Raw genomic sequence first — 11,514 nt, forward strand, 5'->3', positions numbered from 1 at the left:
CCTCCCCGCGTGGATGAATGACAGGGTGACGCCTCTCACATTCATCTGTCGAGAGCGCCTGGACGCTTTGTGGGGGAACCGGCAGCTATGTCGTTCTCGTCTAGCACGAGGGCGATGCCCCCGAGACGGGACACTGTGAGACGGTTCGGACAGCCGGACGGCGAGCGAGGAGGAACTGGTGGCGGGCGAGTCCCCCGACAAGTCGGTTGAGCAAGGTGCATCGTCTGGGGAGCCCAGGGAGGAGCGCGACCCGCGCCTGTCGGTGCTCCGTCCGCGCGACCCGGAACCGGACGCGAAGGCTCCGAAGCCGGGGTCCGGCGAGACCTCCGACACCGCCGAGGCCGAAGCCGGGGCGGAGGTCGAAGCCGGGGCCGGATCCAGGGCCGAAGCCGAAGCCGAAGCCGACGTCGAAGCAGACGTCGAAGCCGGGTCTGCGGCCGGGGCCGAGTCTGCGGCCGAAGCGCGGGGCGAGGTCGCCGAGGGCGCGACCGACCCGGCCGACGGCTCTGCTTCCCCCTCCACCTCCGCCTCTGGTTCTGATTCCGTTTCTGATTCCGCTCCCACGTCCGGTTCCGACTCCGCCGCCGAGCGGGACGGGGCTGCCGCGAAGCCGGCCGGCGGCTCCCTGTTCGAGCCGCGCAACCGCGCCAAGGGTGCCGAGGACGCTGCCCAGGGGGACAGCGAGCGGACCGCTGTCTTCCGTGCGTTCGAGCCGCGCCGGGGATCGGCCGCGGAGTCCGCCGAGCCTGCCGACAGCGAGCGCACGGCCGTGTTCCGGGCCCCGCGTGTGGGTTCCGCTTCTGCGCGGTCCGCCGAGGCCGCCGAGCCCGCCGGGTCCGCGCAGGCCACGGAGTCCGCGGAGTCCGCGGAGTCCCCGCGCAAGGACGGTTCCGAGGAGAGCCGTTCCCTCTTCGAGCCCCGCCGCCCGGCCGCGGCCGCCAAGACCCCGGCGAAGCCCGCTCCTTCGGACGCGAAGCCCGGCAAGGCGGCGCAGCCCGAGCCCGCCGAGGCCGCCGTCGAGCCCGACACCGAGCCCCGCACCGAGGCGGACACCAAGCCCGCCGCCGAGGACGCGGCCGAGGCCGAGGAACCGGCCGACAGCGAGCGGACGGCGGTCTTCCGCGCCCCGCGCGTCGGGACCGACGAGGCGAAGCCGAAGGCCGAGGGCAAGCCCGCCGCCGAGACCGGCGCCAAGGCCGACGCGAAGCCCGCCGCGAAGCCCGCCGCGAAGCCCGCCGCCGAGACCGGCGCCAAGGCCGACGCGAAGCCCGCCGCGAAGCCCGCCGCCGAGGACAAGGCCGACGACGCGGCCGAGGCGGAGGAGCCGGAGGCGGGCACCGGGGAGGCGCCGAAGGCCGCCTCCGGGAAGACCATGACGCTCGGGGCGGTCCGGCCCGCTCCGCGGGACAAGGCCGAGGACGGCGAGTCGGCGGACGCCGAGAAGACCGCGGTGTTCCGGGCGGTCCGCCCGGCGCCCGGCGAGACCAAGGCCGCGCCGAAGCCGGCGCGCAAGCCGGAGCCCGGCCCCGAGAGCGACAACGAGCGGACGAGCACCTTCGTACCGCTGCGCTCCGACGACACCCCGCGCCCCGACGCCAAGCCGGCCGGGACGAAGCCGACCGGAACGAAGCCGACCGAAGCGAAGCCGGCCGGGGCCAAGCCGGCCGACGCCAAGGCGAAGTCCCCGGCCGGACCGGCCGGAACCGCCGGACCGGCCGCGCCGGCCGCCGCCGCCCCCGCCGTGGAGCACCTCGGTACGGAGCGGACCACCCAGCAGCCGCTGCCCCCGCGTCCGCCGTTGGACATGCTCGCCGAGCTGACCAACAACCCGCCCCCGCCGCCCAGCCCCCTGCGCACCACCGTGCGCCGGCTCAAGATCTACACGCCGCTGGTCGTCCTGCTCGTCGTCGTCCTCGGCATCGTCCAGCTGGTGCGCCCGCTGCCGGAGCCGCGGCTGGTGATGACGGCCAAGAAGTCGCACAGCTTCCCCGGCGACAAGCCGAACCTGGTGTGGCCCGCCGAGGGCCAGGCCTCGGTGGCGGCGGCCGGGCTCGGCACCCTGGGCACGTACGGGGAGCAGAAGCCCGTGCCCATCGCCAGCGTGACCAAGTCCATGACGGCGTACATCATCCTGCGCGACCACCCCATCAAGAAGGGTGAGAAGGGCGCGATGATCGACGTCGACAAGACGGCCGAGACCGAGGGCAAGAAGAACAACTCGACGGACAACGAGTCCACCCTCGACACGGTGAAGGAGGGCGACAAGATCTCCGAGTACGACGCGATCGCCGCCCTCATGATCCCCTCGGCCAACAACATCGCGCGGCTGCTCGCCCGCTGGGACTCCGGCGGCGACCAGGAGGCGTTCGTCAAGAAGATGAACGACACCGCCAAGGAACTCGGCATGACCAACACCACGTACACGGACCCCTCGGGCCTGGACGCGACCACGGTCAGCACCGCCGAGGACCAGGTGAAGCTGGGCCTGAAGCTGGTCGAGATGGAGACGCTCCTCGACATCACCAAGAAGCCGAAGTGGACCGACCCCTCCGGCAAGACCTGGGACAACTGGAACCGTCTCGTCCCCTACAACGACTCGCTCGGCATCAAGACCGGCACCACCAGCAAGGCCGGCGGCAACCTCCTGTGGGCCGCCAAGAAGAAGATCGGCAACACCGAGCAGCTGATCGTCGGTGCCACCCTCGCCCAGCACAAGCCGGCCATCATCGACACCGTCATCGCGGCGAGCAAGCAGCTGATGATCTCCTCCCAGAAGGCCCTGACCGGCGAGGTCGTGGTCAAGAAGGGTGAGGTCGTCGGGCATGTGGACGACGGTCTGGGCGGCACGACGCCGGTGGTCGCCACCGCCGACGTGCAGGCGATCGGGTGGCCGTCGCTGACGGTTGCCATCAAGCTGGGCGACGGCGGGAACAAGATTCCGGAATCCGCCAAGGCGGGCACCGAGGTCGGAGTGCTGACCGTCGGCGAAGGTGCCAGCCAGGTCAAGGTTCCCGTGGCCCTCCAGCGCGACCTCGTCGCGCCGGGCATCGGCAGCAAGCTCACCCGCGTGGCCTGACCGCGCGGCTGACCGGCACACGGGCCGACGCGCGCTCCGGCACCCCCGGCGATCCGGGGGTGCCGGAGCGCGTCTAGGCTGCGGGACCGGTACGAAGGTTGGGGAGTACGTCAGTGACCACCGCGGAGCAGACCGCCGACGGCGCCGCCACCGCCGCACCCGCCCCGGGCCGGCCGCCCGGCACCGTCAGCAGCACGGGCACCGCCGACAGCACGGGCACCGTCAGCAGCACGGAGACCGGCAGCGGCACCGGCACCGGCAGCGGCACACGGCCGTCGGCCGGGCGCGCCCTGCTGGCGCGGGCCGAGCGGCACCCGGCGGTGACGGCCATGCTCGTCGCCGCCGTGCTGCACGTGCTGTGGTTCTACTGCTTCGCCAACAGCGGGGGCGACCTCGCCGCACAGGACGCCTGGGCCGAGTTCGTCGGCCGGCACCCGGACTCCGCGTACAACCTGGCCTGGTACGGCGGCATGCACCCGGTGTCGTACTCGGTCGTCTCGCCGTACCTGATGCACGTCCTCGGCGTGCGGACCACGATGATGATCGCCGGGACGGTCTCGGCGGGACTGACCGCGCTGATCCTCTCGCGCTGCCGCGGAGCCGTGCGCCAGCCGCTGTGGCCCGCGCTGGCCGGCGTGTACGGCCTGTTCTGCAACGCCCTGTCGGGACGGGTGACCTTCGGCCTCGGCGCGATGTTCGCGCTCGGCGCGGTCGCCGCGGCCTTCTGCTGGCCGCGCGTCTGGGCGGAGCGGCGGTGGGCCAAGGCCGCCGTGGCGGCGGTGCTCGCGGGGACCGCGACCGCCTCCAGTCCGGTGGCCGGGCTGTTCCTGGGCGTGGTGGCCGCCGCGCTGTTCCTGTCCGGGCGGCGCCCGGGGGCGTACGCCCTGGGCCTGGCGCCGGTGGCGGTGGTCGGGCTGTCGTCGTGGCTGTTCCCGTTCTCCGGCACCCAGCCGATGAAGATCGGCTCCGCCTGGGTGCCGTTCGTCTTCGCGCTGGCGATCGTGGCCCTCGTCCCGCGCGCCTGGCGGACCGTGCGGATCGCCTCCGCGGTCTACGCGCTCGGTGTCTTCCTGACCTGGGTGATCGACTCCCAGATCGGCTCCAACGTCACCCGCATGGTCATGCTCTTCGGCGGGGCCGTGCTGCTGGCCGCCCTGCCGTACTGCGTGCCGCGGACCCGGCGCTGGTACGCGCTGCTGCTCGCGATCGTCGGCATCCACGTCTGGATCACCACCAACAGCATCACGGACATCGTCCGCACCACCCCCAAGGCGGCGTGGGCCCACGAGCTGGCCCCGCTGGTCAACCAGCTGCAGCGGGTCGGCGCCGACCGCGGCCGGGTCGAGGTGGTCCCGGCCAGCAGCCACCGCGAGTCCTCGGCCTTCCCCGCGTACGTCAACCTCGCCCGCGGCTGGAACCGGCAGGCGGACCTGGAGCGCAACCCGCTCTTCTACGACGACACGCTCACCGAGGAGAGCTACCGCTCCTGGCTGGAGCGCTGGGGCGTGCACTACGTCGTCCTGCCCGCCGACAAACCCGACTCGGGCGGCGAGGACGAGGCGAAGCTGGTGCGCCAGGGGCTGCCGTACCTCCAGCAGATCTGGGGCGACGCGAACTGGCAGCTGTTCAAGGTGCACGAGCCGACCCAGCTCGTGTCCGGCCCCGCGACCCTCGTGCGGGCCGGCGCGGACCGCTGGGTGATCGACGTCCGGCAGCCCGGCCGGGTCCTGCTGCGCATCCCGCACTCGCCCTGGCTGGGCCTGGTGGACGCGAGCGGCAAGCGGGTCGAGGCGCCGCAGGAGACGGCCGAGTCGAAGGAGCAGGGGCTGGTGCCCCGGCAGTACGAGAACACCAGCGGGTGCCTGTTCAAGGCGGCCCCCGACACGGCGGGCGACGTCTGGACCGAGCTGCTCGCGCCGGCGCCGGGGGAGTACCGGATCGCGGCGCCCTACCAGCTGCCGCGGGGCACGGGCTGTCCGCAGGAGCTGGTGATCGAGGCGGTGGGGCCCGGGCACCGGCCGGTCCAGCGGCGCGCCGAGCCGCGGCAGCAGGGGCCGCGCTCGTAGCGGTGCGCCCGCCTCGGCGGAACGCCGCCCCAGCGGGTGCGTTCGTCCCGTTGTCTGCATACGATCCCAATAGTCCGATTGGGTGCTTCCTGAGGGAGTGACGACGGGATGAGCAAGGACCAGAAGCGGGAGTTCCGGCAGACGGTCAGGGATCAGGACCCGGTACGGGCGCCGCGGGCGCCGGGCCACGGCTTCGACGCCCCGGTGCGGAGCAAGGTCAAGGGCGGGGTCCACACCAAGGCCGACCTGAAGCGCGCGGGCGCGCCCCAGGGCGACCGCATCGGCGAACGCGCCAAGGGCCTCAGCTAGGCCCCGCCTCTTCGGACCGCGCGCGAGCGCACCGGACCGCGCGCGACCGCACCGGACCGGTGCGACTGCACCGGACCACGGCGGGTCCCGGCCCCGGCCGGGCGGCTGCGGGCCGACCTCGTGGCGGGTCCGTCCGGCGGGCCGGTTACCGTGACCTGGCGGGCGACGGCCCGGGGGCATGGGGGGCCCGTCACACCATGGACACGACACAGCACGCACCACCGCGCGGGCGCGGGCTCCGCCTGCCCGCCTGGACCGCGACGCTGACCTGGAAGGCGGCGCTGTTCATCACCTTCATGTGCTGCGCCCTGGCCGCCCTGCTCGGCGGCCTCGTGCACAGCGCCATGGCCGCCCAGACCGCCGCCGTGGCCCGCGAGAAGGCGCTCGCCCGGCTCGAACGGATCACCCTCGCCTACGAGACCGGCAGCCGGCCCTGGCGCGGCGAGGGCCTCAACCCGCCCGGCCTGCCGGAGGAGCTGCGCGCCCTGGCGGCGAGCGGTCGGCGCGGCACCCTCGTCGGGGAGCACCGCGGCCGGCCCGCGATGTGGGCGGCCGGTCCCGCCGACCACGGGGTCCTCGCCGCGGCCGTGGACTACAGCGGCAGCGTACGGACCCTGGCCGAGCTGGACCGGGCCATCCTCGGCTCGTCCGCGCTGGCCATCGGCGGCACGCTGGTCATGGGCGCCCTCGGCGTCACCCGGATCACCCGCCGGCTGCACCAGACCGCCCAGGTCGCCCGGCGGATCAGCGCGGGCGACCTCGACGCCCGGGTCGCCGACTCGCCGCGCCGCAAGGACGAGGTCGCGGCCGTCTCCGAGGCGCTGGACGGCATGGCCGCCACCCTCCAGCGCAAGCTGGAGGCCGAGCAGCGCTTCACGGCCGACGTCGCCCACGAGCTGCGCACCCCGCTGACCGGCCTGAACGCGGCCGCCGAGCTCCTCCCGGCGGGCCGCCCCGCCGAGCTGGTCCGGGACCGGGTGCGCGCCATGCGCGCGCTGACCGAGGACCTGCTGGAGATCTCGCGCCTGGACACCGGCGGCGAACGCATCGACTCCGCCCCGCACGACCTGGCGGACCTGGCCGCCCGTACGATCCGCGCCTCCGGCACGGACACCGCCCTGCGCCTGCTCTCCCCGGCCCGGGTGGAGACCGACCGGCGGCGCCTGGAGAGGATCCTGGGCAACCTGATCGCCAACGCCCACAAGCACGGGGCGGCCCCCGTGACGGTCACCGTCGAGCACGCCACGATCACCGTCACCGACGCGGGCCCGGGCTACCCGACGTACCTGCTGGCGGCCGGCCCGCAGCGGTTCCGCACGGAGGGCACCAACAAGGGCCACGGCCTGGGCCTGACGATCGCGGTGGGCCAGGCCGGCACGATCGGCGCCACCTTGACCTTCACCAACCCCCCGCGGGGCGGCGCCGAAGCCCGCCTCGCCCTGCCCCCGGTACCCCCGCCGCGAACGCCGAGGGACCACCCGCCGCAACCGGCGGATGGCCCCTGACTGTGTGCCCCCGGCAGGATTCGAACCTGCGACACCGGCTTTAGGAGAGCCGTGCTCTATCCCCTGAGCTACGAAGGCAAGACGCGCTGACAGCCTAGCGGATCGGGCTGGGCGGTCGCGCCCCCATCAGGGTGGGAGGGGTCGGCTACACCGCCAGGGGCGCGTGCAGTTCCACGAGGAGTTCGACCTCCACCGGTGCGTCCAGCGGCAGGGCGGCCACGCCGACCGCGCTGCGCGCGTGGCGGCCGGGGTCGCCGAAGGCCGTGACCAGGAGTTCGCTCGCGCCGTTGACGACGGCCGGCTGGCCGGTGAAGTCCGGGGCGCTCGCCACGAAACCGACGATCTTGACCACCCGCTTGACCTGCGAGAGGTCCCCGGCGACCGGGATCAGCGCCGCCAGGGCGTTGAGCGCGCACTGCCGCGCGAGCTCCGTCGCCTGCTCGGCGGTGACCTCCGCGCCCACCTTGCCGGTCCGCGGCAGGGCGCCGTCGACGAGGGGCAGCTGGCCCGACGTGTGGACGTACGGGCCGCTGCGGACGGCGGGGACGTAGACGCCGACCGGTTCGGGGGCGGGCGGCAGCTTCAGCCCGGCCGCGGCGAGGCGTTCCTCGGGGGTCGTGGTCATGTCGTAGGTCCCTTTCTGCTGCTGATCCGTCAGGGGCGGGTGATGCGGACCTGGTAACTGCCGTTCGCCAGCCGGGCGATCACCTTGACGGTGACGCCGGCCTGCTCGTCGGTGAAGGTCTCGCCCGGTTGGAACGGGGCGTCGGAGAGCTCGGCGTGGACGTTCGAGCGGCGGGTGCAGCCGCCGCTGGCGCTGGTGCTGTCCGCGACGATGACCGGCCCCTGCCCGGTGTCCACCGCGGAGTCGACCTTGTAGACGAGCACCCCGGGCTTGCACACGGCCTCGTCGTTGCCGGTCTGGGTCCGCACCTCGACCGCGTAGCCGGTGTTCGCCGACAGGGGGACGAAGGCCAGTTTGACGCCGCCCTCGGTGCCCAGCGGGGACAGCACGTGGGTGCTGGTCCCGCTCTTGGAGGCGCAGCTGATCTGGGTGCTGTCGAGCCAGCCCAGCTTCCACTTGTGCCAGCCGAGGAGGTCGTTGTTGGCGCCCCAGTCCTCGCTCATGATGTCCCAGTGGCCGACCGTGGCGCCGCCGTCGGCGGTGTAGAGGTCGGGCAGGCCGAAGACGTGGCCGTTCTCGTGGGGGAGCACCCGGTAGCCGGTCTCCCGGTAGGTGCCCGAGCCGTCGTCCTGGCGGCTGTAGACGAAGGACGTGTTGGCCAGCGGCACCCCGTCGGCGACCGGTGCCTCGGCGTTGCCGGAGAAGGTCACCGACAGGACGGTGTCCAGGGCGGACGGGCCGGCGTTCGGGGTGACCAGGATGTTGACCAGGTCGTAGCGGGAGAAGTCGACCTCGGCGTCGGCGGCCTTGACGATGTGCTCGACGAGCTGTCGGTAGCCCGGCTCGTACGGCGAGCCGCGCTCGATGCCGTACGCCGCGAACGGCATCGGCATCCGCAGCCAGGTCCGCACCGGGGCCTCGGGGTGGTAGGTCAGGCGTCCGTAGGAGCTGGTGCGGAACCAGTCGGAGGTCTGCGGGAAGAACTCCGCCAACCGGTCGAGCGCGGTGCCCTCGCCCTTGGCGTCGGGGAAGTCGATCATCAGGTTGAGCGCGCGGACCTCGCCGGTGCTGCGGGAGTAGCCGGGCGGGGTGGGCATCCCCTCGGACATCTGGACGCCCATGGTCCCGGAGATCCGGCACGGCGCGAGCGCGGACTCGGTGGTCGAGGCGACCGGTCCGGCGGCGGTGGGCGTCCGGCTGCCCATCCCGGCGCTGGCGGTCGCGGTGATGCCGAGGGCGAGCGCGGTGATACCGACGAATGCGCCGGTGCGGCGGGGTCTGCGTATCCGGTGGCGGGTCTGCGGCATGAGAGACGCCTTCGGGTCCGCGGCAGCCGGCCGGGCCCGGTCTGCTCTCTGTGCGTTCACCCTCCGACGCGCCGGGCGCGCCCGCGCGCCGGGAGCGTCCGAACGTGGATCCGGATGTGTCCCGGGTCACACGGGAGGGTGAAATAACCGGGGAGCGGTTCCCCGTTTGCATGGGTGTCCCGCACAAGCGGGGACCGTCTCCCCGGTTCGGGGCGGCGGGGTCACCGGACGAGGAGGAGCACCGTGCAGGCAGGAACGGCTGTCGACACCAGGCCGACGGGTCGCGCTCCGCGTCCGCGGGCCGACGCCGTGCGCAACCGGGAGCGGATCCTCGCCGCCGCCCGCGAGATGCTGGTCGAGCAGGGCGCGGGCGCGCCCCTCGACGAGATCGCGCGGCGGGCCGGGGTCGGCAACGCCACGCTCTACCGGCACTTCCCGGACCGCGCGGCGCTCGTCCACCACGTCGTCCTCTACGTCATGGACCGGGTGACCGCCCATGCGGAGGACTCCCTCGCGCAGGAGCCCGACGCGTTCGCCGCGCTGTGCCGTTTCACGCACGCCGCCGCCGACGAGCGCGTGGGGGCCCTGTGCCCGATGCTCGCCGACGACTTCGACCGGGACCACCCCGAACTCCTCGCGGCCCGCACCACGTTGGAGGAAGCCGTCGAAACCCTGGTCCGGGCCGGCCAGGACGCCGGACTGCTGCGCGCCGACATCGCCGTCGGCGATCTGCTGGTCGCGCTGTCGCAGCTGAGCCGGCCGCTGCCCGGCTTCGGCTGCCCGGACCTGGACTCCTTCGTGCACCGTCACCTCCAGCTGTTCCTCGACGGGCTGCGGGCGGTCCCGGGGCGCTCGCAACTGCCGGGCGCTCCCGTCACGTTGGAGGACCTGCGGCAGCACCAGGCCGCGAAAACCATGTGACACAACCGCTTTGTCCCGCTTAGCGTCGATACGACTTCTTTCGACGGCTTCAAGAGTCTTCTTTCCGTGATCTGGGCCCGTTCGGGCCGCTCCGCACCGTGAAGTGGGTACCCCCATGCCGAAAACAGCCGCGTCCGCACCGCCGGCTGCCGCCCCGACCGCCGACCCCAGCCGCTGGAAGGCCCTGGTCTTCATCGCGCTGGCCCAGCTGATGGTCGTGCTCGACGCGACCATCGTGAACATCGCGCTGCCCTCCGCCCAGCAGGACCTGGGCATCTCGGACGGCAACCGCCAGTGGGTCATCACCGCCTACGCGCTCGCCTTCGGCGGCCTGCTGCTGTTCGGCGGCCGGATCGCCGACCTGTGGGGCCGCCGCAACACCTTCGTCGTCGGGCTCGTCGGCTTCGCCGCGGCCTCCGCCCTCGGCGGCGCCGCGACCGGTGAGGCCATGATGCTCGGGGCCCGCGCGCTCCAGGGCGCCTTCGGCGCGCTGCTGGCACCGGCCGCGCTCTCGCTGCTCGCCGTGATGTTCACCGACGCCAAGGAGCGCGCCAAGGCGTTCGGCATCTACGGCGCCATCGCCGGTGGCGGCGGTGCGGTGGGCCTGATCCTCGGCGGCTTCCTCACCGAGTACCTCGACTGGCGCTGGACGTTCTACGTCAACATCCCGTTCGCCGTGGTCGCCGCCGTCGGCGCCCTGCTGGTCATCCGGGAGCCCGCCGGCGCCCGCAACCGCTCCTCGCTGGACGTCCCCGGCGTGGTCCTGTCGACCCTCGGCCTGGTGGCGCTGGTCTACGGCTTCACCCGCGCCGAGTCCGACGGCTGGTCCGACGGCACCACCGTCGGCCTGTTCGTCGCCTCGGCCGTGCTGCTCGCGGCGTTCGTGGCCACCGAGGCCAAGGTGCGCTCCCCGCTGCTGCCGCTGCGGGTCCTGACCGACCGCAACCGCGGTGGCGTGTACCTCTCGCTGGGCCTGGCCGTCATCGCCATGTTCGGCCTGTTCCTCTTCCTGACGTACTACCTCCAGGTGGTCAAGGGCTTCTCGCCGGTCAAGACCGGCTTCGCCTTCCTGCCGATGATCGCGGGCATGATCACGGGCTCGACCCAGATCGGCGCCCGCCTGATGACCCGCGTCCCGCCGCGGCTGCTGATGGGCCCCGGCTTCCTGGTCGCGGCGACCGGCATGCTGCTGCTGACGCAGCTGGAGGTCGGCTCCTCGTACCCGGCGCTGATCCTGCCCGCCCAGATCCTGCTGGGCCTCGGCATGGGCACGGCCTTCATGCCCGCCATGTCGCTGTCCACGCACGGGGTGGACCCGGTCGACGCGGGCGTGGCCTCCGCGATGGTCAACACCTCGCAGCAGGTCGGCGGCGCCATCGGCACGGCCCTGCTGAACACCATCGCCGCCTCCGCGACCACCGCGTACCTGACGGACCACGCCGGCGAGGCGGCCGGCGGACCGGCCGCCGCCCGGGCCCTGCAGGCCCAGGCGATGGTGCACGGCTACTCCTCGGCCATCTGGTGGGCCGTCGGCATCCTCGTCGCCAGCGCCGCCATCGCCCTGGCCCTGATCAACACCGGCCGCCCGTCGGCGGGCGCGGCGGTGGCCTCGGGTGAGGGCAAGGGCGCGGACGCCGAGCTCAAGGTGCCGGTCGTCGCGCACTGACGGCCCGCCGGCCGGCGCGGCCCGCCGCCCGGCGACCGG

8 protein-coding genes and 1 tRNA gene are annotated in these 11,514 nt (G+C 73.6%); 6 read left to right on the forward strand and 3 right to left on the reverse strand.

Features of this window, described 5'->3' with window-relative positions:
- Positions 1–178 precede the first annotated feature (178 nt).
- The 4 genes from LG632_RS09970 to LG632_RS09985 all read left to right on the forward strand — a co-directional run bounded on the left by LG632_RS09970 (position 179) and on the right by LG632_RS09985 (position 6,956).
- On the forward strand, positions 179–3,076 hold the full coding sequence (locus LG632_RS09970) for a D-alanyl-D-alanine carboxypeptidase (protein ID WP_226726544.1): 2,898 nt from the start codon (positions 179–181) through the stop codon (positions 3,074–3,076).
- Positions 3,077–3,189: 113 nt separating this feature from the next.
- Entirely contained in the window at positions 3,190–5,142 is a 1,953-nt protein-coding gene (locus LG632_RS09975; protein ID WP_374203446.1) for a DUF8823 domain-containing protein, read from the forward strand.
- A 108-nt stretch (positions 5,143–5,250) separates the two neighbouring features.
- The gene (locus tag LG632_RS09980; protein WP_226726545.1) at positions 5,251–5,451 is read left to right on the forward strand and encodes a hypothetical protein; all 201 of its coding nucleotides are present in this window, start codon (positions 5,251–5,253) and stop codon (positions 5,449–5,451) included.
- Between the two features lie 197 nt (positions 5,452–5,648).
- The gene (locus LG632_RS09985; RefSeq protein WP_226726546.1) at positions 5,649–6,956 is read left to right on the forward strand and encodes an ATP-binding protein; all 1,308 of its coding nucleotides are present in this window, start codon (positions 5,649–5,651) and stop codon (positions 6,954–6,956) included.
- A 5-nt stretch (positions 6,957–6,961) separates the two neighbouring features.
- Here LG632_RS09985 and LG632_RS09990 read toward each other — a convergent pair.
- The 3 genes from LG632_RS09990 to LG632_RS10000 all read right to left on the reverse strand — a co-directional run bounded on the left by LG632_RS09990 (position 6,962) and on the right by LG632_RS10000 (position 8,888).
- A tRNA-Arg gene (locus LG632_RS09990) sits at positions 6,962–7,034 on the reverse strand.
- A 67-nt stretch (positions 7,035–7,101) separates the two neighbouring features.
- On the reverse strand, positions 7,102–7,581 hold the full coding sequence (locus LG632_RS09995; RefSeq protein WP_226726547.1) for a RidA family protein: 480 nt from the start codon (positions 7,579–7,581) through the stop codon (positions 7,102–7,104).
- A 29-nt stretch (positions 7,582–7,610) separates the two neighbouring features.
- A complete protein-coding gene (locus LG632_RS10000) occupies positions 7,611–8,888 on the reverse strand; it encodes a M6 family metalloprotease domain-containing protein (RefSeq protein ID WP_226726548.1) in 1,278 nt (425 codons plus the stop codon).
- Positions 8,889–9,131: 243 nt separating this feature from the next.
- On the opposite strand from LG632_RS10000, the gene LG632_RS10005 reads away from it, so the two are divergent.
- A complete protein-coding gene (locus LG632_RS10005; RefSeq protein WP_226726549.1) occupies positions 9,132–9,809 on the forward strand; it encodes a TetR/AcrR family transcriptional regulator in 678 nt (225 codons plus the stop codon).
- Positions 9,810–9,924: 115 nt separating this feature from the next.
- Positions 9,925–11,475, forward strand: a complete 1,551-nt coding sequence (locus tag LG632_RS10010) for an MFS transporter (protein WP_226726550.1) — start codon at positions 9,925–9,927, stop codon at positions 11,473–11,475.
- The last annotated feature ends 39 nt before the right edge of the window (positions 11,476–11,514 follow it).

It is taken from the genome of Streptomyces antimicrobicus (assembly GCF_020532625.1).
GTDB lineage: Bacteria > Actinomycetota > Actinomycetes > Streptomycetales > Streptomycetaceae > Streptomyces > Streptomyces antimicrobicus.

What these genes read in the sequence shown, in the direction of transcription:
- LG632_RS09980 (WP_226726545.1), top strand. Translation starts at nt 5,251, where the DNA reads ATGAGCAAGGACCAGAAGCGGGAGTTCCGGCAGACGGTCAGGGATCAG.
- LG632_RS09985 (WP_226726546.1), top strand. Translation starts at nt 5,649, where the DNA reads ATGGACACGACACAGCACGCACCACCGCGCGGGCGCGGGCTCCGCCTG.
- LG632_RS09995 (WP_226726547.1), bottom strand. Translation starts at nt 7,581, where the DNA reads ATGACCACGACCCCCGAGGAACGCCTCGCCGCGGCCGGGCTGAAGCTG.
- LG632_RS10000 (WP_226726548.1), bottom strand. Translation starts at nt 8,888, where the DNA reads ATGCCGCAGACCCGCCACCGGATACGCAGACCCCGCCGCACCGGCGCA.
- LG632_RS10010 (WP_226726550.1), top strand. Translation starts at nt 9,925, where the DNA reads ATGCCGAAAACAGCCGCGTCCGCACCGCCGGCTGCCGCCCCGACCGCC.